Origin of the sequence: Paenibacillus sp. VTT E-133280 (assembly GCF_002264385.1) — a bacterium.
GTDB lineage: Bacteria > Bacillota > Bacilli > Paenibacillales > Paenibacillaceae > Paenibacillus_AQ > Paenibacillus_AQ nitricinens.
Map to the genome: position 1 here is coordinate 155,200 of NZ_NFUX01000001.1, position 24,965 is coordinate 180,164.

Sequence of the window (24,965 nt, forward strand, 5' to 3'; positions counted from 1 at the left end):
AGTTGCATAAAAATTAAGACTTAATTTTTATTAAACCTTAAAAACAAAAAGCGTTATACACTCTTTGGCAGCTGGCTGACAATAGTCGTGATAACCTTAGTCCCTATAGCTTTGCGTCCCTACATTTCCATAGGTTTGCCTATGAAGTTTCGATTACATTACAAAGGTTAACATAACTATGCATCTTATTGCATGATTATTTGGTATGAAATTGATATTTGATCGACATAGGTAATTGCAATCAATTTCCTCTAACTGATCGATATTATTTATCAACTGTCCCAGACGAAGAGTGATACTTTAGGACTGGAGGAGCGTTCAACCTCCAAATAGTCGCCGAAACCAATTCCACACATCACCTGTGATCGGAATTAACCCAAAGCCATGCTCGCCAACCGCGATTAGACCATATGCCCATTGTCCAATAGCTACGGCTCCCCCAGCAATCCGTCCTATGGCTACCGCTCCAAATGCCGTATCCCCTATGGCGACAGCACCCAACGCTTTTTCGGCTATCGCGATCGCTCCTACAGCCACTCCTGCAATAGCAATCGCCCCAGCTGCGAAGCCAAGCCAGCTAAGTGCTATCGCTCCAAGTGCTAACCACATTCCTAGTGATATTGCACCCACGGATAGAACCCCTACGCTTATCGCACCTATGGAAATCAAGCCTACAGCTATATCTCCAATAGCAATTAATCCAACAGCTGTCTTCACACGAGGTCTGCTGCCATAACCCTGACCAGAGTAGCGACCTAAATTGCTGCGAATACTTACCACTGGAAATGAGGGAGAAGGCCACTGATAATCAATCTCTCGCCCTTCCCAGCCCCTGGAATCTGCCCAACGTGTGATGTATTTATGCCATTCCATATTCATCCGACCCCCTTCTCAATTACCTAAATTGTACAGCCCCGGGGCTCACCTGTAATCAGACTCTGACCTGAATTCATCTCATCCTCTAGACGGAGATCTACTCATTAGGATCACTGTTTGGGAATAGGGTCAGGTTTTCCAAATAAATATCCCTGAAACAACTGATAACCACTCTGCTTAAGCCATTCAAAGTCCTCTCTAAATTCCACTCCTTCTGCTAAGGGAACGGATTGGATTTCTAATGCCTTTTCTAAAAACTGTTCTGCTACTTTCTGCTTGCTCGGATCACTAGACACACCCTGAACATATTTCATATCCAGCTTCATGTAATGGGGTTTAAGTGCCAATAACATCTCGATTGTGCTGAAGCCTTCGCCAACATCATCTAGAGCGTATTCAAATCCCCGATCCTTGTAATATGTCAAAATAGCTTTCAAATGAGCAAGGTCATCCACTTTCTCCGTCTCAACAACTTCAAAGACAAAAAGAGAGGGATCTACGCCTAATTGATTGGCCAATTCAACTGTTGATCTTAGGCAGAACTCTGGAGCGTAGATCGACGTTGGGATAAAATTAATAAACGTTTTTTTATTTAAGGGTGCAGCACATTTTACAGCAGTCATTCTACATAACCGGTCTAAAGCATATAAACGGCCACGATTGCGTGCCGCCGTAAAGATCTCATTAGGATAGATAAGGGCTCCATCTTCTTTTTTAAATCTGGATAAGACCTCATATGCAAAAATCTCTTCCTTTGCATTCACGATTGGCTGGAAGTGACAAATCACTAACCCCTTAGTGATAACCTCATCAATCCACTCCATATCAAGTACAGTGGGCATCTCGGATAGAGGTCTCCATGTTTGGTCATCTATACGGAATTCAATCTGCTTCGACGCCATATGATCATTACAGAAATCCAGAAAATCCCGCGCCCCAGCCTCTTTAATCGTAATCACATTTTCTTCTACCTTATGTATCGTATTGCTTCTACTCAAATGATGAATAACCTCAGGTAACATCCTTAGATTAAGCTCGCCATGAGCCTTAATTTCAAAATTCAGCTCTCTTACTACACAATGATTACAAGCCACATTCATAACCCCTTTCATCTTCGATTCTCTTAAAAAGCTCCCAGAACTACTATTCTCAATCAAAATCCGTTTACTCCAGTAAGTACGACAGGTCTAACACGGTTAACTGTTGATGTTGAATCTCAATAATCTTTTGCTCTTGCAGATCTTTAAGCACAAGGGTAGCCGTCTCCCTGAGCGTTCCGATTATATCCGCGAACTGCTGATGGGTCAGCCGGAGATTAATCCTCATCTCGCCTTGCTCCTCTATCCCGAATATTTGGTATAGTCTTCTTAGAGTAAAAATTGCACGCGCTCTCGCAGCATGAAATTTCATTTCGGGTAATAACCGATTCGATAAAAATAAACGATCCATTTGCAGCAGCATCAATTGTTCCTTAACTAACGGGTAGTGTATCGTTCATCGCCACCGCTGATATCACTCTTGCATTGGAGGGATGGATCACATCCAGATCGCCAAAGAAATCCCCTTTTCCAAAAAGAAGCTTCCATCTCATTATTCCTTTCTAAAACACGCCATAGTTTTGTATACCAACATACAGATAATAAATCATTATCCTGTTATATTCTATCGTAACGATTGCCAATACCAATAACAAAGGAGAACCTTCTATGAGATATAATTTTGACGGAAAAGGACTTACAGAAACGCCAGAGATCGTGTTTGAGAGCAATCCTCTACTAGAACTGAGCATGTACAACAACCATATTAAAGAGATTCCCGATCAACTCTTCCTTCATGATGAATTAGAGGTACTAAATTATGCGGGTAATGACATCGAACGGTTATCCGAGAACATCGGTCGTTTAGTTCACTTAAGAATGCTTGATTTAGGCCATAATCAACTCAAGGTATTGCCGGAGAGTATTGGAGAACTACGGGGGTTGGATTCTTTTCTATACCTAAGTAATAATCAGTTCGAGCAGCTGCCGGAGCAGCTTTGTAATCTCCAGAAACTCAAGTATCTGAATGTAACAGATAATAATCTCAAGCAACTGCCTACTCTTTTAGGCGCAATGAGCAGTCTAATTGAATTGCGGCTATATTACAATCAGCTAGAAAGTCTGCCAGATTCAATCACACAAATAAAAGGGCTAAGAGAGATCCATCTGTATGGTAATCAACTGGTCTTGTTACCCGAGCATTTGGGTGCTATAGAAGAACTTCGGATACTTGATTTAAATGATAATCGAATCACTGAACTACCTTCATCCATCGGTAAACTAAGCAAGTTAAGAAAACTGAACCTTCGAAAAAATAAACTGAATCAGCTGCCTGAGCAAATAGGTCAATTAAGCAGCCTTGTTGAGCTTGACCTAAGAGATAATAACCTGCAAGAAATTCCGAATTCCCTTCTACAACTAGAACGATTAGAGAAACTGGATCTCCGATGGAATCACAGCTTGAAGGAAACAGACATTTTAGAGCAATTAGAGCAAAGAGGATGTATCGTCTATAAATAACAAAAAAGCCCCCTGTTAAAGAAGCTTTTCATTCAAATCTATGAAGTGGGTAACGCGGTTTCTCCCCTGTTCTTTAGAGGCATAGAGCGCTTGATCAGCTTTTTGCAGCAGGGTGTTTTCTGAATCGGCTGGAATAAATGTAGCTACACCAATGCTCACCGTTATCCGGCCCATTTCCCAAGTTGAATACGCGATAGACTGCCGTAAATTCTCAGCTATAGTCCTTGACTCCGAGATGTCTGTATTAGGTAAAAGAAGTATGAATTCCTCACCGCCATATCTAGCCGCAATATCCTCTTTACGAGATTGCAGTTTCAAGATACTCGCCATTTTCTCCAGCACATAGTCACCTGTCTGATGCCCATAGGTGTCGTTCACTTTTTTAAAATGATCAATATCTATAATACACAGCGAAAATGCTGTTTGAACTTGGCCGTACCCTACAATTTGCTCTTCCAGCTTCTCTTGAAGAAACCTTCTATTCTTCAGCCCAGTCAGCTTATCTGTATTAGATAACTCTACTAAAACGGCATTCATCTCCAGCAGCTCGGCTTGTTTCTGTTCAATTTCTAAATGAATTCGCTTGAGCTCGGCAAGCGCCTGATCCTTTTCCCAATAAGCCACTTCTATTTGCTTCTTGGCAGACCGAAGCTCCAGCTCATAGTCAATACGTTTTCCCATCTGTACCAGGATACAATCAATGACCTCTACACCTTCACACTCGAGCCTTCTGCCATTCAATAAATAGGGAACCGCTTTACCATCACTATCTTTCAGATTTATAAATAACTCTTCCACCTGTCCATTAAGATTAATAAAAGGATAGAAGTATGAATGAAAAATAAGCTTGTTTGCCGTAGACATGATAGATTCAAAATGCTTATGCACCAAATCAACCTGTTTATACCCCATACGGTCCAAAAACGTCTGATTTACATCCTTGATTATTCCTTCATGGGTAATAGAAACATAGCCACAAGGCGCATATCTTAATCGGTCATCCATGATCTAAATATCCTTTCAACACAGCATAATCTCATCTAGCTTACGTAAGATATTCATTAATTAAAGTGATGGTCTCCTCAGGATGGCTAATGTGTGGGTAATGCCCTTTAGCCTCCATTAAACGGAAGGTACTATTATTCAAGTGTTTATGTAGATATTCTCCAGCCGCTATAGGTACGATACTGTCATCCGAGCATTGTAGAATAAGTGTAGGGATTGTAGCCTTAGGTAGATCTTCCCTATGATCTGAAAAGAACGTAACTTCTGCAAATTCCCTTGCAATAACAGGATCTGCCGAGATAAAGCTGCGCTCCAGCTCTTTCGTTAACATCGGGTCAGGGTTGTTCATAGCAAGAGGTGCCATAAAGCTAGCCCAGCCAGCGAAATTCATCTCCATCATCTCCAGAAGCTCAGTAATATCACTCTTCTCGAAGCCTCCGAAATAAGTATTCCCCTCATTTAAATAACATGAAGAAGGACCTATCATAATCATTTTATCAAAATAATCCGGCCGCTCAATCGAAGCAAGCATCCCGATCATAGAGCTAATCGAATGACCTATAAAAATAATATCTTTGAGTTCCAACGTTTCGATGACATCCAATACATCCTGTACATAGCCGTGGAGCGTATGATATTTATCTGTTGTATATGCACTTAAATCAGAGTTACCTGAGCCTACATAATCAAATAGAACGATTCGATATTTCTTCTCAAAAGAGGGCGTAATAAACTGCCACATGCTCTGGTCACACCCAAATCCATGTGCAAAAACAATGGTTCGTTCTCCTTCTCCAATCACTTTCACGTGATTCCGCACCCTAACATCGTTCATTTCATATAACTCCCTTTATAGTTAGCATTCTCTCTATTTTGAAGGGTTGGCCTGGAAATATCAAGCGCATAAAAAACTCCGCTAGAGTAATCTCTAGCGGAGTTTTTATGCTATCTAATTTTAGAATGCAGAAGTCCATCCCGCATCGGCAGCGAGGACTGCTCCGTTTACAAAACTGGAGTCATCGGAAGCCAGGAACAACGCAACTTGTGCGATTTCTTCGGGTGAACCCACCCGAGGAATTACAGCCTGTGTAAGTTGAGTACGGCTCATGCCGAACTCATTAATATTTTTCATAGAAGCACTAATGTTAGTGGCAGTAGCTCCTGGTGCGATGGCATTACAACGAATGCCTTTGTTGGCATACATAAAAGCTGTATTTTTTGTCAAGCCTACTACTGCATGTTTGGAGGCAGTATAAGTTGCTCCAGCATGAGCACCACTTACGCCACCTGTAGAAGCGGTATTCACAATAACGCCCTTTCCTTTTTCGAGGAAAATAGGTAGCGCTTTACGTGTGGACCGCATTACACTTTTGGTATTGATGTCAAAGATAAGATCCCATCTCTCATCATTAATATCACCAACTGGCTCAAATCCATCCATAATACCCGCATTATTCACTAGTATATCTAGCGTTCCATATTCATTTACTGCGGTATCAATCATGTTATTGATATCTTCGACTAGAGCAACATTTACTTTTAACGCCTTAGCTACTCCACCATTACTAACGATTCCTGCTGCGACTTGTTCCGCACCTTCCAGGTTAAGATCGGCTACTATTACTTTAGCACCTTCTTTAGCGTACAACTCTGCGATAGATTTCCCCATACCCGATGCTGCTCCGGTAACAACTGCAACTCTGTCTTGAAGTTTCATGTTGGAAGTCTCCTTTACGTTTATCTATAATGTATTAATATATAAAATCTCTAAAACGATTAAAATTTATTCTACTTAAGTTTAATCATCTGCAATTTAACTATCAATATACAAACGGGACACCAAATGTTCATAAATAAATATAAAGCAGGATTGTGTTGAAATAGGGTTAGAAAATAGACAGTTAGGTGGTCTTCTGTTGCTTAAAAATCGAAGAACAAGTAAATCGAGGAAAGAACTAAAAAATGCATTGATATTACTCATGGAAAAAAAGAATTTCCGCACCATTACGATAACCGATATTGTTACCCTAGCCGATTTAAACCGTGGAACCTTCTATAAGCATTATCAAACCAAAGAAGAACTTCTGAATGAGTTAATTGATGATGTGCTGGAGGATTTAATTAAGGCTTATAAAGATCCCTATCTCCATACCGATAAATTTATGGTGAGTGAGCTTACTACCTCTAGCATCAAAATTTTTGAGCATGTCGTTTCCTATTCTAATTTTTATACCATCATTGTAAATTCCAATGTTCTGCCTGGGTTTCAAAATAAGATTTGTGACATCTTAAAGGAGCTAACCAAGCAGGACTTAGTCGCGGTTAATCATACTAATAACAATATAAATATCGAATTATTTTCTAGCTATACGGCCTATGCTCTATTTGGATTAATCATGGAATGGGTAAAAGGAGGGTTCAAATATACTGCGAACCATATGGCCGAGCAGCTGATTCAAATTCTGTCTTTTAATTCACATAATGTGATCATAAAGACTTCAAATCAACCCATTAAGCAGAATTTGCTCTCTATTAATAGCGACTAATTATCTCAACCACCAAAAAACCACTCCAATGTGCTGGAGTGGCTTTTAATATGCATTTTATAGATTATGGTCTTCCTTTTCCACCACCACCGCCACCTGGGCCTTGATTGGTGTTCGCGGTGGTTACTCCGGATTCATTCAGCCAAGTTACACTACTGGTGATTTCAAACGTTACTACTTTCGTTCCTCCAGTATACTCGCCATCCGTATACAATCCATTTGCTTCACTGCCAGTCGAGGTACCTCCCGAGTAGAGGGTGTATGATCCACCGTCTTTCAAATCAGGGGAACTCATCACGAGCGACTGATAATCTTTCGATGGAGCAAAGGTTAGGATTGTGTTTCCTTCGCTATCCTCCAGATGGACCAATGCTCCGGCCTTCTGGATCTGAGGGAACGTCATGCTGACTGCATGTTGGTTGGAGGTGTCAGACGTTGCCTGAGCCATACCCGAGCTTCCCGCGGCTATTAGAGTACCGCCACTCTGTTCAAAGCTGCCATCGTAATCGAGAGCGCCGTTTCCACCATTAGTAGGTCCGTTAACAATTACTGTACCACCGGACATCACGATAGAGCCGTTCGAATCCAATCCGTCACCTGTGGCATCGACCGTTAATGTTCCTCCGCTAATCGTGAGTACATTAGCTGCAGCATCGCTGAACTGATCCTGCTCCTGAGGGCCACCTCCTACAGTCACTTCATCATTACCTCCTGCAACATTCACTCCATCATCAGAAGAGACTACGTGAGCTTCGCCTCCGGACATCGCGATGTTCGCTCCTTCAATCCCTTCGTAGCTCTTCGTAATATCAATTTTGCCACCGGATATCGCCACCAAGGCATCCGCATGAATTCCATCGTCGCCAGTTTTGATGTTAAATTCTCCAGCGGCTATCGCAACGTTGCTATTGCTGTGCACTGCATCATCAGCAGAATCAATGTTAAATGTTCCGTTGTTTACGCTAATATCTCCTCCAGCCTTCAACCCTTTAGTGCTTACTGTTTCGGATTCTGCCGTTGTTGATGTAGTTGACGCTTCCTGCTGTGACGCCTCCGGCATTGTCTCTGGCTTTGCTTCTGATGTCGATGTATCTGTTGTTCCTGGTGCTTGGCCACCTGTTCCTTGTCCACGATTACCTCTCATGCCCATGCCTGTCCCTGGATCACCTGTCTTCACTTCACCATTCTCGTTGCCTCCGCCTGTAACCAAGGTGTACGTTCCGCCATCGATTACAAGTGCAGTATCCGCCTGAATTCCGTCATTGCCAGCCTGAATATCAAACGTTCCTGCTGTGATACCAATAAAGCCTTTATCCGTTTCGGTATCATTGGTCGATTTGATTCCGTCACCTTCAGCTGTAATGCTGATACTTCCATCCTGCACAGCAACTAGATCTTTACCGACAATCCCGTCATCAGCAGCCTGAATTTCAAGGATGCCACTCATGATTTTGAGATCATCCTTGCTTGTAATCCCATCATTATAATTAGCAGAAACAGACAGCTTCCCTGTGCCATTGATTGTTAAGTCTGCTTTACTAAAGATAGCTGCACTAGGCTCATCTGTAGTGTCATCAGCATAGACATAAGTTGCCCCATCCGATACGGAGTTCTCTGTTCCGTCCTCCAAGGTAATGATCACTTTACCCGCTTCTTTAATATAAATTGCAGCGCTGTCACTGTCCGTAATGTTCACACCGTTCAGCACCAGATGTACAATTCCGTCATCCTGATTATTAATTACGATCTGCCCATCACTCAGCTTACCCGAAAGCACATAGGTTCCTGCTGCAGTAATCGCCACTGACCCATCTTTGGATTCAGCTCCCGCACCTTCGACAACAGCGCTCGTGCCAGCCAGGGCAATATCCGTGGATTGGTCCGCCGTCCAACTTGTATTAGAATCGTCTTCATCGAACGTTACCAAGTCCGACAGCTTAGCACCTGCCAATTGTACTTCAGTAGCAGCTCCACTCTGGCTCAACGTTAATTCACTCGACGTAGCTTCAGACTGTGCTGTTGTATTATTATTGCTGCAAGCCGACATGAGTCCCGCACACAATAACAAAATCCCTATTTTACTGACTGTTATATAATTTTTCATATTCCATCCATCCTTCCGGTCATTTTAATAGTCATTTACAGTGGGAGTCATGGTTAACGAGAGATCTAGATTCCCATTTCGAGTACGGATCGCATCCAGGAACTCCTTCTGGTTCACAGCCTCACTCAGCGTAACGGAGTAGACCAGTTCATATAAACTGCCAAGCTCAGTCGTTCTAATCTTCTTAAGCTCATACCCTACATTAAATGTATTGAAAACTTCTGCGAAGGCTTCTTCATACCCCAGACTCTCTGGAATAGTTACCTTTAGTGTTTTTTGCGATGTTGTTCTTACCCCAAAATTAGTCCGATTAAGAATAAACATCAGGGCGCACAGAATAAGGGTAAACAACACCGCGTATCCGAAAGAACCTACCCCGCAGGCAAGTCCTGATGCCATGGTGAACAATACAAAGGTGATATCCTTCGGATCGCCAGGCGCACTTCTGAACCGAATGATGGAGAATGCTCCGGCAAGACTGAAGGCTCTGGCAACATTACTGCCAATAAGCAGAATGATGATGGCCACAATTACGGGCAGCAGTACCATCGTGAGTGTGAAGCTTTGCGAATACCCGCCGGAATTTGTCTTCATATAGGTGTAGCTAATGATCCCGCCAAGGGCGATAGCTATAAAAATAGTTAGAATTGCGTTGATAAACGTTAGCTCTGTACTCGTTGCTACGGTAAATAATGAATCAAGCATAAAGAGCACTCCCCCGATCTGTTTTACTGTTCTTCAGCATTTTTTTATATTCATTACCGTATTTGGAGAAGCTTGTACGGTACATTTGATGCTCTGAGAGCATTTTTGCTAACCAGACCGGAATCGTATTTTCAGCCTTTACTTCCATCAGCCACTGACCCGGCTCTAGTAATGGTTCGCCATAAACGCCATGCTCCATCTTGAGATCGTACCGCCGACTTCGGATATTCGTATCGAACGTGATTCTTAAATCACGATTATTTTTACAAAACAACGCTTTGCGGTCATAAGACAGATACACTTTAGGCTGCAATTCATATCGCGTTAAAAAGTATTTAATCTCTTCAATCACCTGTTTGTTCATGTAGTCCTCGAATTCTGGCTCCCTGCCTGTGGCAACAAAAGCATAAGCTTCGTCCAATTTGAGCGACGTTCTTCTTTTATTCACCAGCCCGAACACCTTCTTCTTGATTTCCAGATAAACCTTTGTATCTTGATTTGGCACACCGTAAGCTCTTAAACGCAGCTTCTCTTTGTACTTCGGCTTCGCAAGACTGTTACGAATCAGCGTATTGTGCGCAGTATCATAATATAAGTTGGTTATGGAATAAAACTCATGCTGCTTGTTGAAATCGTCTAGCTCCATGTATTCAAGTAATTGGTTATAAAATTTATAGTAGGCTTCGTTATCCAGTAAATATTTGTTCTCATAACGGTTGAATACCTCAATCGCCATATGGGACCATTCCTTTCTGTTTATCGTTGTCTCTTGTGCTTATGAATGTATCTTAGATCCCAAACCTTTAATGAATCTTAAATGGTTTTACATCCCACAAACAGAGGTGTAAATCGTAACTGCGGTGAATGTTGAACTTCCGCAGACAAAGGCGGACGCTATTGCTCCTACAGTTCCAAAATTCCCCTCCGTTACTTGCCACCTGTTCAATTTTCACAATACAGTTCTATACCAACCTTCATTAAGGTTCAGTAAAGGTAATACTGATATAATGACCTCAATAACAAATACTCGTTTTATGTAGGGGATGGCAGAACCATGAGAATATTAATCGTAGAAGACGAGCTTCATCTCGCCGAAGCCTTAACTCAAATATTAAAAAAACATAATTATTCGGTGGACGCAGTCCATGACGGTAGATCGGGTCTGGATTATGCACTGAGCGGAATTTATGATTTGCTGCTGCTCGATATTATGCTGCCTGAGATGGATGGGGTTAGCGTCCTCAAGTCGCTGCGTAAGAAGGGGGTATCCACTCCCGTTATCCTGCTTACAGCAAAGGGTGAGATAACAGATATGGTCACTGGACTAGACTATGGGGCTGATGATTATATCGCCAAACCTTTTTCCTCGGAGATCCTACTGGCACGAATAAGGGCTGTACTAAGACGTAAAAACGAGGTTATTCCAGATGATGCTTTAAAGTTCGGGGATATTGAATTGAATACATCGACTCTGAAGCTTACCGTAGGTGGCAAAGAGATCAAGCTGAATCTTAAGGAAAGTGAATTATTGGAGCTTCTGATTCTGAGGAAACAAGCCGTAACCTCCAAGGAACAAATTATTGAGAAGTTATGGGGGTTTGATTCGGAGGCAGAGCACAACAATGTAGAAGTGTATATTTCTTTTTTGAGAAAAAAATTGACCTTCTTAAATTCCACTGTACGCATTAGTACGATCAGAAATGTAGGGTATGTATTAGAGGTGACAGCCTAATGTTCACGAAGCTCAGAAATCGATTTCTTATTGTTAATCTAGTAACTATATCCGTAATAATGCTGGTGGCTTTCATCTCGATTTATGTCATTACGTACCAAGATGTCCAAAACAATATTCAGATGGATCTTCACAGAATTATGGAGAACTACAAGTCTCCCGGCGGTGATACAGGACGAATGGGCTCAACTAAGGGAAGTTCCCAGTTACCCCATGCTGATAATAAACGTATCGATAACGGAACTCCACCTCCGGAACGGTCTGTCTCATTTATGCTGAAGATAGATACAGCGTCGAACCTCATCGGGAAAGATTCCAAATTTACGATGGATGATGATTTTTATACTACAGCTCTGCAAGAGGCTCTAAGTGCTGATAAAGATACCGGAAGGTTCACCTTGGACAGCAGCAAATGGATCTTCAACATCCAGCATACGAATGATGGAGCGATGCTTGTATTTCTGGACATCACTGCCCAGCAGAAAATCCTCACCAATCTAATCTATGCCTTCTCTGTAGTTGGCTCGGTGATGCTAATTATTTTATACTTCACAAGCCGGTTTTTCGCTAATCGGTCTATCGCACCGGTGAAGGAGGCTTTTAATAAACAGAAGCAGTTTATTGCCGATGCTTCCCATGAATTGAAGACGCCGTTGACCATTATTAACACCAATGCGGATGTTCTTCTCTCCAACAGTGATGATACTATTCACAATCAATCGAAGTGGCTGCACTATATCAAGTCGGAAACAGAGAGAATGACCCGTCTGACCAATGATCTGCTATACCTAACCGAGATGGACGATTCCAGATCGACCCTGATCTATTCGAAATTCAATTTGAGCGAAGCGGTTGAGAATATTATTTTAACAATGGAAGCTGTTATCTTCGAAAAGCATATTTCGCTTGAATATGACATTGAACCTAACCTGATCGTGCTAGGGAATAGTGAACAAATTAAACAAGTGATTATGATCCTTTTAGACAACGCTGTAAAATATACGAATCCTAAAGGCTCAGTCACTTTATCCCTTAAAAACCACCATAATGATATGGTGTTATCGGTCACCAATACGGGTGAGGGCATTGCATCGGAGCACTTAGCGAGAATCTTTGACCGTTTCTACCGTACGAATGCTTCCCGAGCGCGTACACAAGGGGGTTATGGCCTAGGGCTGGCGATTGCCAAATCCATCGTTGAACAACATAAAGGAAAAATTTACGCCAAAAGCACGGTCGGCGAATCCACCACCTTTTACGTTCATCTTTCATGACTAAAAGTAAAAAAAGACTCAATCCCTGTTATCACTAGGATTTGAGTCTTTTTAATATGCTGATCATATACTATACTTCGCCCCAATAGACCTCGGTCTCATATTCAAAAAATACTTTATCATCCTGTTTATTTCGTTCAAATAGGTTCCTCAGCTCCGTCATCATACTCTCGAAACGTGGATCTCCGGGGGCTGGAATGTAGGAAGATGATCTCGCCCGTCCGCTTAATCCCTCAAAATCAAACACCTGCTGATTGCTAAAGTGCGCTACTTGCATCTGCCCTGCCTTAAAAAAGGAGCTAAGGATTTCAGGGGTAATGTTCTTATGATTAACCCCAGTGTAGTCGGTGCCGAAGGTTTGCACAAGCTGCTCATATTCCTCCAGGAATGGGGTACCGTAAGTACGCCGAGAATTCCATATCAGAACTGCCTTTCCACCCGGTTTAAGAATCCGCTTGAATTCTAATTGCGCTGCGTCCCTATCAAACCAGTGAAACGCCTGGGCACATACGATAAAGTCTACAGACTGGTCTGGCAATTCTGTCTTCTCGGCAGACCCAGGCAATGCGCGAAAATGGTTATCCTTTGCGAGCATCTCCTCCGCAGCTGTACGCATTTCCGGATTTGGTTCAACGGCAGTCACACGACTCCCGCGCTCCAGAAGCAGTGCCGAAAATATTCCTGTTCCTGCGCCAATATCCGCAATATCACAATTCGGTTTTAGCCCAATCGTATTGTATAAATAATCAATGGCTTCTTTAGGGTAACTCGGGCGATATTTCACATACGAATCTACCCGATTTGAGAAACGTTCTTTGTTATTCATCCCAATACTCTCCCTTAGCTTTTAGGTTCGTACTCACTTAATTTGCCTCGATAAATCAGCTTCAGCCGATCGCTTTGCCGAAAATCATCCGGCGTTACGAGCGCGGGCAGCTTGTTCCATAGCTTAATGCCAGACCTCTCCAGAATTTCCGCTACAAACTGTGAGCAGAAGTAGGAGTTGCTGAATTCGACAGGTTCTTTCAGTGCGATACCAATCACGCCGAGAATATTATAGAGGTACTTTTGCCGGCTTCGGATAAAGACTTTGAGTACCCGCTCCATTTTCTCCACTTCACGGGCTGTAACTTGAAGTTCATATAGAACACACGTCGTATTTGGATATTTGCTGAACGTGCCCGTCTTAATATTCTCCTTCACGAACCCTCCGTTTAGAGGGTTGCTTGGGTGCTTTCTGCCAAAGCTATATAACTCGGAAAGCTCCCGATTAAAGGAGATCGAGGCATGATTATAAGGAGCTCTCGTGTAGCCTTGGATAAGCTTCGTAAAGAGCGTTCCGGTGTTCGTAAGCAAGATAAAGACCGATGGATCATCTGCCATTTACAATTTTCCCCTTATCAAGATTGAACGTTTCCTTCATAATAACATATGAACCCATTAATGGAATCTACTCTACGACAAGTTGGTGATTAGCTATCGACCGCTCTCTATTAACGGTAATCCTGATTTTTGCGGCCTTATCGGCCATTCACTTGATGTATGTAGTTATAGGCAAATTACAGCCCAGTAAAGACTATACGGGTATCGGCTTCCGCATCAAAACCTGGTGGGGCATGCTTTTTATCTTTTGTTTAGCTACTCTCTTTAATCCAGTCGTCTCACTGTTGGCACTAATGGTGCTGACCTTCTTCGCACTCAAAGAATATTTCTCCATGATAAAGTCACGAAAATCCGACCGCAGATTATTTCTGTGGGCGTACTTATCCATTCCTCTACAGTTCTACTGGATTTATATCGAGTGGTACGGGATGTTTATTGTGTTTATTCCAGTCTATGTTTTCTTACTCCTACCGCTACCTAGGCTTATTAATAAAGGGACCGTTGGCTTCCTGCGTAGTGTTAGTTCAACCCAGTGGGGATTAATGCTGATGGTTTTCGGACTTAGTCACTTAGCCTATTTTCAATTTGCTACACCGGAGTATGGGGCGGGGCTTGTATTATTCCTAGTAGTGCTGACACAGCTGAATGATGTGGTCCACTATCTCGCATCCCTCTATATGGGAAAGCGCAAAGTGGTCCCAACTGCCAACCCGTATTTGACCTGGGAAGGTTTTGCCTGTGCATTTGTCGTAACAACCGGGGTCTCCTATTTGATCTATCCCTACCTGACGCCGCTCAACCCAATTTTCGGTTTCCTGTCAGGCATGTTAATCAGTTTGAGCGGCTTCTTGGGTAGCTTAACGGTTTCCGTGCTGAAGCGAGATTTGCTCATCGGTGATGGTGATAAATTCGTAGCTTTAAAAGAAAGCTATTTAAGCCGTGTAGACAGCTTGACCTACACCTCGCCGGTCTTTTTCCATGTCATCCGTTATTTCTTCGATTTCATGTAAATTAGTTTTCTACAACGATTTTGGTCGCTTGGCCGATAGGTGGCAAGCTCTTGGTTAACATCGGACCGTAGAACGCATACACTTTGTCACCTTTTTTCAGCTCACTTGTGGCAATCTTCTGATTATCTTTCGTGCCGAGAATAGTCGTAGTGTCTGTAGTATTTAGAACAATCGTCTCGAAGGAAGAATCACTGAGCTTATCGCCTTTAATTACAACGCGGGTCATGCCATTATCTGAAGAAGTAACCTCTTCGATCACGCCAACCGTTCCCAGGGTCTGCTGATCCGGAGCTTGGTCTTTCACAACAATCTTGATCGCGCCCGCCAATGGCGGCATGCTCATAGCCATGACCATACTGTGCTCAACCTCGATGGACATGCCTAGCTGCAGATCAGCAAAGGTTAGCTTCTTATTATCAGCAGATACGATTTCCGTTTCATCAGAAATGCCTAAGCGAACGCCATGACCATAGCCGTTGAGGCCGATTTCAGCATTTTGCTCGCCCTTATAGATACTAGTGATTGATCCTTGCTTGATCGTGTCTGAGGCAGTCTCTCCATTTCCTTGTTCCTTGGAATTAATCGATATGGTTCCAGTTGGTCCTGCGACTACTTCAAGCTCCAATACTTTTTCGAAGAAAGATAATGGAACATAGGTTTTACCGTTCTTTAGCTCTGGTACAGCACCTAGCGAATGAATTGATGTGCCATTACGGTAAGCATCTTTTGCAATTTGAAAGGATATCGACTGGCTTTCTTTCTCAAGGCCTAGCGATTGAAGGCTTTGAGTCCATGTTAACTTATATCCAAGCGCTTCCGTTGCTGTACGGATAGGGATCATAACTTCCTTACTTGAACCTACGTATAGCGGAACATCGACTGGGGAGAAGCCGTTACCATCAATGACTAGCACATATTTTAGACCACCATAAGAATCCTGCGGCACTGAGGAATTAGCCGCTGGTGTGACTGGAGCTGGCTGGATTGGGGCAGCAGAGATGACGTTCGATGCTATGAGCGTGCCAGCCAGAACCGCTCCGATTACTTTGAATGTTTTCATAGTGAATTATACCTCCTGAGATGAATGAAATTGTGTTACTCTATCATTCTTGACGGGAGGTCCAGAACAAATGTTGCGATAAGATTGATCACTCAGCCGTTCCATAAATGATCTTGGAGCGTCTTTGTCATGTTATCTCGCTGGCTGGCAAACTGTTTAAATCTATGTCCGTTCGCTCCAGAAGGATGAGGAAATCCCCATAAACAGCGGTGATCATCGAGCTTATCCTCAGATACCAACAGCTGAAGCATTTCCTCCACCGTTTTTCCTAAAGGAATAATTAAAGCTTGGCTCAGGATGCCCAGCTCCTGCTCTAACGACAATAATGCACATTCTCTAAGGAATGAATCTGATCGCAGCTTAGGATGTGCCCCACTATAATTTTTCTTCTCTACAAATACAGGAAAACGCAGTAAAGAGGTGGTATGCAAATTCGTTTGCTGCTCCTGAAACAATTGGTCACAAGAGGTAAGGTTCAAATACTGATGAAGGCCAAGTATATCTAGCATGCGAATTAACGTCCTCCTCATGGAGCCTGCGAATCTCGCCGCTTCTTTTGCTTTTCTGCATACCTCTTCATCTGAAAACCCGGCTTTCAACCCAATGACTGCTTCTTGTATGGCTATTCTCATTTGTGTAAAACCGGGTGTTAGCCCGATAATAATCACCTTTGCAGAGGGATTGATGTATTCATTGTGGGGTGCATAGTACATTTCAAGCTTCCCGCTTCGCTTCATTAGAAGCTCATCCACCTGCAGATCGTCTTTCGATAGCGCGGTTCCCTTCGGAAGAGAGAGCATCGCTGCTTTATACTGTTGTAAATGGTTAGAGATGAGCATGTCATCCACCTCTCATATCCCTATAATGATCCACTCACGAGACGCCCTTCGAACCATACCGCTTGACGGTCCGCTCTTCTTGCTACTGCTTCGGCCGAGCAGCTGGCATGCAGTAACACAAAGCTTGCAGTGTTTCCTACTTTTGGCCATACCTGTTCACCCTTAAGATTAAGAGGCGTTATCCCTCCTGTTATGAATCTAAGGGATTGCGATAGTGACCGTTCATCACTACACCCATATAACTCTGCGTACCGTCCCGCCTTCTCCAATTGATCTCCATTTCCAAAAGGAGACCAGTGATCCGTAAGGCTGTCTGTTGCCAGTTTCACTTGTACACCTTGGCTGTGCAGCATCGGTAATGGCATCATCATTCTTCCAATAGGAACTGTGGATGCAATACCCATACCAAGTGATGCCATCCGTGTAGCCATTTCTTCTGTTTCCTGCTGCGGAGCACCTGCGAACCAGAATGCGTGACTAACGGTCACCTTGCCCTGTAAGCCAGCTTCTTCTGTGAGATCAGCCAAACGCGACAATGTCTGTTTTCCTGCTTCTTTTCCATCATGTAAGTGAAGATCAATGCCAGCATTATTCATTACCGCTAGCTCGACCATGGTCTGGAGTGACTTCTCGATATCTCCATCCACGGAGTATGGATCGACACCACCTACATAGGTTGCCCCCTCTGCCAGAGATTGCTTTACTAATTCAACAGAATTAGAGCGAAGCAGACCATGCTGCGGAAAAGCTACAATTTCAAATGAAATTTTTCCGGAGAAGGTATCCAAAGCTTGCAGGGTTGCTTCTAAACGCTTCAGACCGCTGACAGGCTCAATATTACAATGACTACGCACATGTGTCGCACCGAAACGCTGTATAAGCGTCAAGATGCTCTCCGCTTGTTGTCTCGCCATAGGCAGCAGCTTAGGCAATAATACCTTCTCTTCCTCAATGCGTTCGAAGACACCGGCCGCAGGCTTTACCGCTTTCCAGGGTCCAGCGAAATATGTTTTATCTAAATGGATATGCGCCTCCTCAAAAGAAGGAAGCATCAATAACCCTTTGCAGTCATATTTAGGTAGATGACTCTGAAGCTCTACGTCCGCTCCAACCACTTCTGAAATCTTATCTCCGTCAATTCGGATATGACAAACCTTCGTATCCGTACCAACCACTTGTCCATCCTCAATAACATAACCCTGCTCTAATCTTATATTGGTTAACCAGTAAGAAGCATTCAACATGCTACCCCATCCTTTTTCTCAACGATTTAATATAGGTGCGAACCACTTTATCCTAAATGGTACCATAGCCCTTCCTATATAAAAATGTTTGAAAGGTTTTTAGCATAAGACTATATCGTAAATATCCCAACTTCTAACTTTAAAAATACAGATAACTCGCTGAGTTCTCTAAGTCTGGTCGTCATCTCATCGATAGTCGCAAGTTGCTCCTGCGTGGAAGCCGCTACTTCCTGTGAGGAAGATGCCGACTGATCAATGAGCTGCGAAGATTGCACTAGCGCCTTCAATGATTGATGTGACATGGTAGATAACTCACCAAATATGCCTTGAATGCGCAGCGTGCTTTGGGTCGTTAGATCAACCTTCTGTACGATCTCCTCTAGGGATTGTTGCCCTTGTAATACTAAGTCATTCTGTTGATTGACCACTTGTTGACTTGATTCCATCGTTTTGACCGCTGCATTCGTATCCGCTTGAATCGCGCCAACAAGCTTGGCAATCTGCTCGGCTGCTCTTTCGGAACCTTCAGCAAGCTTACGGATCTCTCCTGCAACTACTGCAAAACCTTTCCCTTGCTCTCCAGCGCGGGCCGCTTCAATGGCTGCATTAAGCGCGAGTAGATTCGTTTGACTGGCTAATTCGGAAATCACGAGAATAATCTCACCGATTTGGCTGGATCGGTTGTTCAGCTGTGCAATGGTTTCTGTTGAGCGCTCAATGGAACTAACCATAGTTTCCAAATGATCTACAGATGCCTGGTTTGCACGCTGGCCAGTTTGCACGGCTTTTATTAAATGATTGGAATCGTGAACTGTATTTACCGTCTCCTGCATAATTTCCTCGGAGATTTCAACTGTCCGTTCCATCATCGTGAGTACTTGCCGCACATGTTCTGCTTGCTCCGTCGACCTCACAGCCATATCCGTAATAATCGTTGTGATTTGCTTGGATGTCTCATTTGTCTGCTCTGCTGAAACTTGAAGTATCCCTGCATTTTCATTCAGATGATTGGCCTGTGACGTGACATTCCTGACGATGGCCCGAATGTTATCCAGAAACTGATTCATAGAATACGCCAACATCCCAATCTCATCATTTCGCTTCATGTCCAGCTTCTTAGTCAGATCGCCTCCGTGTTCAACAAGCTCCATTACATGCTCATTGATTCTGCGAAGCGGTCGTACAATAAGGCGGGTTAAGATAATGAAGAGTAAGACAATAAAAATAATCAGAGCGATAACAAAACCGCTTATAATTAAATATTGGTTATCCATCATAGGCTCCAAAATCTGTTTTACAGGCATCACCAGCACTAACTTATAATCTGTATCGCCGATTCTTGTAAAGGCATAGACATTCTTCGAGTTCTCCGTACCACTAGTTCCCGTAGATTGTGCTATGACCTGACCGACTTTTTGCAGCTGTATGTCCGGTTCATCAGATATAGCTTTGCCTATAACGTGCTTAGGGTTCTGGCTTGCTACATATCGACCAGCTTTATCTATGACAAAATAATAACCTGCATCCTCCCTCATTCCAGCCAAGCTCTTCTCGAAATCATTCGAGAATCGACTATTTAGTTTAGTAGAAGTAAGCTCCACCTTATAGTTAAGCTTTTGTTCAACTTCATGACTGAGAATTTCATTAAACTTAGAAAATGTATACATACATAGACCTGCAAAAATCAACACCATGTATACTACAGCAACGGTCATAACGATAGTTCGAACGGTTTTCTTTTTCAATGTCGGATTTCCCTTCCAATCTAGTGACATCATGTCATCCATAGCTACAGATTAATCTGACCGTGATGGTTGACTCTGGATCTAGCTTCTCCAATACGACTAGCTTCCTTGTTGAGCAGCTCATCCACCCGCAGGCCCTTTAACCCCCTTCTAGGAATCTCCTTTAAGACCTCTTCCAGTCCTGTGATCATGTTCAATGGCGCTTCTTCATCTGCCCAAGGCGTATCTCCACTGTCGTGAAGAACGATGATGGAGCCTGGTTTAATTTTTTTTAATAAGGCATGCTTTAATTGCTCTGCACTAACTGACGCTTTCCAGTCTCCGACCATGACAGACCACAACACGATCCGATAAGTCTTCCTGATTAAAAAGAGATCCCCTAGATTCAGAAGGCCCCAAGGCGGGCGGTAAAAGATAGGACGTTTGCCTGTGATTCGTTCCACAATATCAGCAGTTCGATCTACTTGCTTCCGTCTATTCGTCCATGGGGAGTAGATCCAATTAGGCGTATGCGCATAATTATGAATGCCGATCTGATGTCCTTCCCGGTGCATTCGCTCGATTATATCCGGGTATTGCTCAGCCTTTTTGCCTAATACGAAGAAGGTCGCTTTAACGTCATGCTCATGTAACAAGTCCAGCAGTTCAGGTGTATAACAAGGATCTGGGCCATCATCGAACGTAAAAGCAATTTCCTTCACGGCTCCTCCTTCCGTATGAACTCCCCATCCCCAAATGCGGGTAATCACAAAAGGAACGATCATAAAGAGAACAATTATATCTATAGCTAGAATAATGAACGTTAGCATCAGGAAACCGCCTCTTTCCTTCGAGGAGCAAACCGTGCTTTCAAAGACTGCTTACTAAGCACGAGCATCTTAGGAGACAACTTCTCCGTGCTGTCCTCAACGCGATGTTTCCCCTCAGGATGCAACATCCGAAGTAAGAACCGAAGATAGATTCCGAACCATCGCCGCTGCCATTTGGACTTGATAGGATGCTGCTCAAACCCTATGCCATGAATGATTCCGCGGTGAAGTAGCGTAATCCCCGTTAACGCCTGCACTTTGCTTAGTTCTGGATTGTTGTCCAGATCACGACTGATCTCCTTCATAGCCTCACGGAGCATACGTGCAGTACGGATTCCCGCTCGATCTGCACCAAATGTACGTGTCAGCTGCACGACCTGACGATTATCCAGATGAAGCTCACCCACCCAATCACCGGGAAGTATCTGGTGCCCATCTTGGCAGACCACACTTTCCCCGTGATACTTCACCACTACCAATTTACATATCCCATATGTGCGCACAGACTGACTGCGAAATTTGGTTATGACAGCAAATACGCTCTCCCACATCATCCATAGAGATTGCGAGAATAATTTTATAAATGAAACTGAGGCTACCATTAATCTTCCTTCTTTCTGTTTATGACTATCTTCTAGCAAAATTCTTCACTAAGCGCCGCGTGTACAAGCCGATCATCCTTACCAAACCGTTGCCGAGATAAGCACCTATCCATAGAAATACCGCACCTAATAGCATGAAAAGAAGTGAACTGCTCAGCGTTTTATTTTCAATCCCGAATAATGAGATAGACGTGACATCAAATAAGTACAAGATAGGTGCCAGCAAAAGAATAATCGGAGCGAAGTAAAAAAGAGCTGCACAGATTAGACTGAGCATTCCGATAATACCGTGCAGCATCAGTCCAATAATCGCTCTCCAGTTATGTTCATTTAGAAACTCTGCCTTAACCCGTTCCCACATGCTGCCTTCTTCTTGAGATCGGGTTGGAAGCGTGCGAACGGAGATATCCGTATAGATTTTCGTTCGAATTCGCTCATGCTGTAAAAAGGTTTCGGTAGAACGCAAAACATAATAAAGGATCGGAATCCCTACTATGGTGAAGGACATTGCAACTCCAAAGGTGATGCCTACCAAATAAAAGCAAAGGTAAAACAGCCCTGTGGCAAAAGTAATTAATAAGAAACAGAAATTCCTCACATGTTTCCGGATCATTTGATTCATTTTCTTCTCTCCCTCTCTGCAATAAAAATTTGTTCATCTAAGCAACTCCCATGCTAGCGCTTCTGATGTAAAATCGACCAGTGCCGTAATGTCATATGACAGTTTTTCATACAAAAAAAGCACCCTATTGCCTACTCCCGTAAGGGAATATAGACAACAAGGTGCTCGCGCTTCAATTTCAGATCATTCGGTTTTAGTTATTCCAAAGTACCAAAGGCTTTCTCAACAGCCTCTTCGCGATTCCGTACACCTAGCTTAGCATAGATGGTAGAAGCGTAATTTCTCACCGTGCCATCGGACAAATACAATTTAGCTGCAATAGACTTATAACGCATGCCCTTTGACAGGCATTCTAGAATTTCCAGCTCGCGCGGGGTCAGCCCATACTCATTACTCTGCTCAGTCTGCGCTTCAGATGTTGGATGCATCTCATAATGATCAATTAATACATTCGTAATAGCTGGTGTTATCATCTTCACACCCCGATGTACGAGACGTATCCCTTCGAATAGCTCCTGCGGTTCAGTAGACTTTAACAAGTAGCCATCTGCCCCGTTTTGCAGTGCTTCGACTGCCAAATCTGTTTCTTGAAAAGTAGTCAGGATCAGCACGCGTACCCCTGGCCACTTTTGCTTAATAAGCTTCGTTGCTTCCGCACCGTCCATGTCTGGCATATTTAAGTCCATTAGCACCACGTGAGGTTGATCCTGTTCGCAGAAGCTTACTGCTTGCTCACCATTCTCTGCTAAACCTATGATCTCAAAATCGGGTTCCTGCTCTAAAATAATTCGCAGACTATCCCGGATATAAGGCTGATCATCTACCAGTAGTAAGCGGACCGTTTCCTCCTGTATCTCTTCAAGCCTCGGCAAACTACAGGTCACTAAGGTCCCTTCTCCTAACTTTGAATAAACATACACTTGCCCTTGCAAGTTAGAAGCTCGTTCCTTCATTGCGTTCAGACCAAACCCTGCTGTTAAATCCTCTGCGCCTAATCCATTATCCTGCACATCCAGCCGGATCAACTTCTCTTCGTAATGGAGACTAATGACAATTTCACTGGCTTGACCATGGCGTACAGCGTTGGTTATTGACTCTTGGAGACATCTGTATAATGTCATTTGAGCCTGCTTGGATACTGTGTAGGCCTCTCCGAACGTTCTTAGGCGAATCTTAACCTTAGAGAAGGTTTGAAAATCATCCACTAATTTCTGCAGAGACTGTATAAGCGTCAACGAATCCTGCGAAGAACCCACTTGGTGCAAATATCTCCGAACGTCATCTAGGCCATGGCGAGTTAGTTTTAACAAGGCATCTATCTTTTGCGCCCCGTCCGAAGTGTTCACCTCCGTACGTAAAGTCTCTAGCCCCATAAGAATGGATGTATAAGAATGCCCCACCGTATCATGCAGATCTTTGGACAACCGATCTCGTTCTTCCAGAAGTGTCATACGCTCGACTTGTGAGATATACTGCTCCAAGACCGCATTCTGATCCTTAATGATTCCGCTCTGCTTGTGATTGACCATCAGTAAATGAAAGGCGAAGCCAAGCGTATACACCAAGCCAATATTCAAGATCATCGATACAGCATCCACTTGCTGTGACAACCTAGACAACAGAATTGGAATCAAAATAACCGTAATCGGTGCTGACCAACGATAAGACTTCTGTGCACTATTGCTAGCAATCATAAAGGCAGTAGGTAAAAAAGTTACATAGGATTCAGGAAATAGCGCAGCCAAATATAAACATAGACCACCCGAAAGAAGTATCTCCGCAATCAGATAATATTTATAATGCAGTTGCAAACAGAACCAAGGCACTGAAAAAGCGATCAAGCCCCAAACAAACGCGATCCAAAAAGGAATCGTAAAATTGTCCGAAAGATAACACATGGTAATCAATAAAGAAGTAGAAAAACAAATCCGAAACAGGAGGACGAGCCAATCGTACCAGAACCACTGTTTGACCAGATTAAACAAGACATTGCCCCCTATATACTGTGCTGACTTGACCTTTATTATAGTGTAACCCCCTGGGACCTTACTAGTTACAAAAGGTCATGAGTTGGAATGACATTTATGCTGATGCTACAAATTCCATAGAGGTCACTATCGACGTCTCTGAGATTCTAAACAAAACAATGTCACAAATCAACGACTTGAAATTGTTATATAAACGAAAAGCAAAGGAGGTGATCGCTTGGAAGAAGCTAGACCTAGTGGCGCTGCTACAGAGCAAATAGAGGCCGCTATTTCACTGGTTAAGTCGGGAAATCATGAGGCTTATACATCTATCATCCACAGATTTGAAAAACCCATGTACATCTATTGCTATCATCTGCTCAAAAACCGGGAAGAAGCTCAAGATGCCGTTCAAGAAATATTCATCAAAGCTTATCAAGATATTCACCGTTATGAGCCTACTGTCTCCTTCTCTGCATGGTTGTACAAGCTTGCCTATCATCACAGCCTAAACCTGCTAAAGAAACAGCATCGAAGGTTAAAGATTGTATCGTACTTCAAACAACAGGAGGAAGCCACGGAGCACATTCCAGAGCCGGAATCGCCTTTAACTGAGTTACTGACCTATCTCACTTCAGAGGAAAGGCACATTCTATTGCTGAAAGCAGTGGAGCAATACAATTTTGAAGAGATTGGTCAAATCATGGACTGTAAGGCAGCAACCGTACGAAAAAAATATCAGCGCTTGCGCCAGAAGCTCATGGAACAAGCCAATAAACAACGAAGGGCAGGCGGATTATTTGCGCAATCCAACGAATGACAGACAAATGGAACAAATTGAAAGCATGATCCGGGAAACCGGGACGCCACAGTATAGCCTTAGT

The 24,965-nt window shown here is 43.2% G+C and carries 25 protein-coding genes and 1 riboswitch; of the genes, 6 read left to right on the forward strand and 19 right to left on the reverse strand.

The genetic code is table 11. The annotated features are described in order from the left end of the window. Nucleotides 1-63 precede the first annotated feature (63 nt). A riboswitch (cyclic di-GMP riboswitch) is annotated at nt 64-150 on the reverse strand. Nucleotides 151-318: 168 nt separating this feature from the next. From CA600_RS00670 to CA600_RS31060, 3 genes are all read right to left on the reverse strand, one after another. Further along, the gene (locus CA600_RS00670) at nt 319-873 is read right to left on the reverse strand and encodes a hypothetical protein (RefSeq protein WP_094868427.1); all 555 of its coding nucleotides are present in this window, start codon (nt 871-873) and stop codon (nt 319-321) included. A 113-nt stretch (nt 874-986) separates the two neighbouring features. After that, nucleotides 987-1,988 carry an EAL domain-containing protein gene (locus CA600_RS00675; protein ID WP_306440366.1) on the reverse strand — a complete coding sequence of 334 codons (1,002 nt, stop codon included), beginning with the start codon at nt 1,986-1,988 and terminating at the stop codon, nt 987-989. A gap of 52 nt (nt 1,989-2,040) precedes the next feature. Next, the gene (locus CA600_RS31060; protein WP_094868428.1) at nt 2,041-2,337 is read right to left on the reverse strand and encodes a helix-turn-helix domain-containing protein; all 297 of its coding nucleotides are present in this window, start codon (nt 2,335-2,337) and stop codon (nt 2,041-2,043) included. Between the two features lie 245 nt (nt 2,338-2,582). Between CA600_RS31060 and CA600_RS00685 the strand changes: the two genes are divergently transcribed. Next, a complete protein-coding gene (locus CA600_RS00685; protein ID WP_094868429.1) occupies nt 2,583-3,434 on the forward strand; it encodes a leucine-rich repeat domain-containing protein in 852 nt (283 codons plus the stop codon). A gap of 15 nt (nt 3,435-3,449) precedes the next feature. On the opposite strand, the gene CA600_RS00690 is transcribed toward CA600_RS00685, so the two are convergent. The 3 genes from CA600_RS00690 to CA600_RS00700 all read right to left on the reverse strand — a co-directional run bounded on the left by CA600_RS00690 (nt 3,450) and on the right by CA600_RS00700 (nt 6,156). Continuing rightward, on the reverse strand, nt 3,450-4,439 hold the full coding sequence (locus tag CA600_RS00690; protein ID WP_094868430.1) for a sensor domain-containing diguanylate cyclase: 990 nt from the start codon (nt 4,437-4,439) through the stop codon (nt 3,450-3,452). Nucleotides 4,440-4,479: 40 nt separating this feature from the next. Then, nucleotides 4,480-5,274 carry an alpha/beta fold hydrolase gene (locus CA600_RS00695; RefSeq protein WP_094868431.1) on the reverse strand — a complete coding sequence of 265 codons (795 nt, stop codon included), beginning with the start codon at nt 5,272-5,274 and terminating at the stop codon, nt 4,480-4,482. A 120-nt stretch (nt 5,275-5,394) separates the two neighbouring features. Beyond that, complete coding sequence (locus tag CA600_RS00700; RefSeq protein WP_042131593.1) at nt 5,395-6,156, reverse strand: SDR family oxidoreductase; 762 nt, start codon at nt 6,154-6,156, stop codon at nt 5,395-5,397. 199 nt (nt 6,157-6,355) lie between these two features. Between CA600_RS00700 and CA600_RS00705 the strand changes: the two genes are divergently transcribed. Beyond that, nucleotides 6,356-6,985 carry a TetR/AcrR family transcriptional regulator gene (locus CA600_RS00705; protein WP_256989669.1) on the forward strand — a complete coding sequence of 210 codons (630 nt, stop codon included), beginning with the start codon at nt 6,356-6,358 and terminating at the stop codon, nt 6,983-6,985. Between the two features lie 64 nt (nt 6,986-7,049). Here CA600_RS00705 and CA600_RS00710 read toward each other — a convergent pair whose 3' ends face one another. Genes CA600_RS00710 through CA600_RS00720 form a run of 3 tightly spaced genes read right to left on the reverse strand, consistent with a single transcriptional unit; the run spans nt 7,050 to nt 10,530 of the window. Beyond that, nucleotides 7,050-9,089, reverse strand: a complete 2,040-nt coding sequence (locus tag CA600_RS00710) for a carbohydrate-binding domain-containing protein (RefSeq protein WP_094868432.1) — start codon at nt 9,087-9,089, stop codon at nt 7,050-7,052. A gap of 24 nt (nt 9,090-9,113) precedes the next feature. Then, entirely contained in the window at nt 9,114-9,794 is a 681-nt protein-coding gene (locus CA600_RS00715; protein ID WP_094868433.1) for a DUF4956 domain-containing protein, read from the reverse strand. Then, nucleotides 9,787-10,530, reverse strand: a complete 744-nt coding sequence (locus CA600_RS00720; protein ID WP_094868434.1) for a polyphosphate polymerase domain-containing protein — start codon at nt 10,528-10,530, stop codon at nt 9,787-9,789. The genes CA600_RS00715 and CA600_RS00720 overlap by 8 nt, the downstream gene beginning before the upstream one ends. 318 nt (nt 10,531-10,848) lie before the next feature. On the opposite strand from CA600_RS00720, the gene CA600_RS00725 reads away from it, so the two are divergent. After that, on the forward strand, nt 10,849-11,526 hold the full coding sequence (locus tag CA600_RS00725; protein ID WP_094868435.1) for a response regulator transcription factor: 678 nt from the start codon (nt 10,849-10,851) through the stop codon (nt 11,524-11,526). Continuing rightward, nucleotides 11,526-12,800, forward strand: coding sequence for a sensor histidine kinase (locus CA600_RS00730; RefSeq protein ID WP_094868436.1), 1,275 nt, complete (start codon nt 11,526-11,528; stop codon nt 12,798-12,800). The genes CA600_RS00725 and CA600_RS00730 overlap by 1 nt, the downstream gene beginning before the upstream one ends. Nucleotides 12,801-12,870: 70 nt before the next feature. Here CA600_RS00730 and CA600_RS00735 read toward each other — a convergent pair whose 3' ends face one another. Continuing rightward, complete coding sequence (locus tag CA600_RS00735) at nt 12,871-13,626, reverse strand: class I SAM-dependent methyltransferase (RefSeq protein ID WP_094868437.1); 756 nt, start codon at nt 13,624-13,626, stop codon at nt 12,871-12,873. A 14-nt stretch (nt 13,627-13,640) separates the two neighbouring features. Further along, the gene (locus CA600_RS00740) at nt 13,641-14,183 is read right to left on the reverse strand and encodes a hypothetical protein (RefSeq protein WP_094868438.1); all 543 of its coding nucleotides are present in this window, start codon (nt 14,181-14,183) and stop codon (nt 13,641-13,643) included. Nucleotides 14,184-14,278: 95 nt separating this feature from the next. Between CA600_RS00740 and CA600_RS00745 the strand changes: the two genes are divergently transcribed. Next, nucleotides 14,279-15,193, forward strand: a complete 915-nt coding sequence (locus CA600_RS00745) for a phosphatidate cytidylyltransferase (protein WP_042192888.1) — start codon at nt 14,279-14,281, stop codon at nt 15,191-15,193. Between the two features lies 1 nt (nt 15,194). On the opposite strand, the gene CA600_RS00750 is transcribed toward CA600_RS00745, so the two are convergent. The 8 genes from CA600_RS00750 to CA600_RS00785 form a co-directional block, all read right to left on the reverse strand. Continuing rightward, complete coding sequence (locus tag CA600_RS00750; RefSeq protein ID WP_094868439.1) at nt 15,195-16,253, reverse strand: copper amine oxidase N-terminal domain-containing protein; 1,059 nt, start codon at nt 16,251-16,253, stop codon at nt 15,195-15,197. A gap of 92 nt (nt 16,254-16,345) precedes the next feature. Further along, entirely contained in the window at nt 16,346-17,092 is a 747-nt protein-coding gene (locus tag CA600_RS00755) for a uracil-DNA glycosylase family protein (RefSeq protein ID WP_094868440.1), read from the reverse strand. A gap of 20 nt (nt 17,093-17,112) precedes the next feature. Next, nucleotides 17,113-18,336 carry an amidohydrolase gene (locus CA600_RS00760; RefSeq protein WP_094868441.1) on the reverse strand — a complete coding sequence of 408 codons (1,224 nt, stop codon included), beginning with the start codon at nt 18,334-18,336 and terminating at the stop codon, nt 17,113-17,115. 110 nt (nt 18,337-18,446) lie between these two features. Then, nucleotides 18,447-20,081, reverse strand: coding sequence for a methyl-accepting chemotaxis protein (locus CA600_RS00765; RefSeq protein WP_179281473.1), 1,635 nt, complete (start codon nt 20,079-20,081; stop codon nt 18,447-18,449). A 44-nt stretch (nt 20,082-20,125) separates the two neighbouring features. Then, nucleotides 20,126-20,890, reverse strand: coding sequence for a polysaccharide deacetylase family protein (locus CA600_RS00770; RefSeq protein WP_094868443.1), 765 nt, complete (start codon nt 20,888-20,890; stop codon nt 20,126-20,128). After that, nucleotides 20,890-21,492 (reverse strand): YkoP family protein, encoded by a 603-nt coding sequence (locus CA600_RS00775; protein ID WP_094868444.1) that lies wholly within the window; start codon nt 21,490-21,492, stop codon nt 20,890-20,892. The genes CA600_RS00770 and CA600_RS00775 overlap by 1 nt, the downstream gene beginning before the upstream one ends. Nucleotides 21,493-21,517: 25 nt before the next feature. Beyond that, nucleotides 21,518-22,114, reverse strand: coding sequence for a sensor domain-containing protein (locus tag CA600_RS00780; protein WP_094868445.1), 597 nt, complete (start codon nt 22,112-22,114; stop codon nt 21,518-21,520). Nucleotides 22,115-22,311: 197 nt separating this feature from the next. Then, nucleotides 22,312-24,099 (reverse strand): helix-turn-helix transcriptional regulator, encoded by a 1,788-nt coding sequence (locus CA600_RS00785; RefSeq protein WP_094868446.1) that lies wholly within the window; start codon nt 24,097-24,099, stop codon nt 22,312-22,314. A gap of 220 nt (nt 24,100-24,319) precedes the next feature. Between CA600_RS00785 and CA600_RS00790 the strand changes: the two genes are divergently transcribed. Further along, the gene (locus CA600_RS00790; protein WP_094868447.1) at nt 24,320-24,901 is read left to right on the forward strand and encodes an RNA polymerase sigma factor; all 582 of its coding nucleotides are present in this window, start codon (nt 24,320-24,322) and stop codon (nt 24,899-24,901) included. The last annotated feature ends 64 nt before the right edge of the window (nt 24,902-24,965 follow it).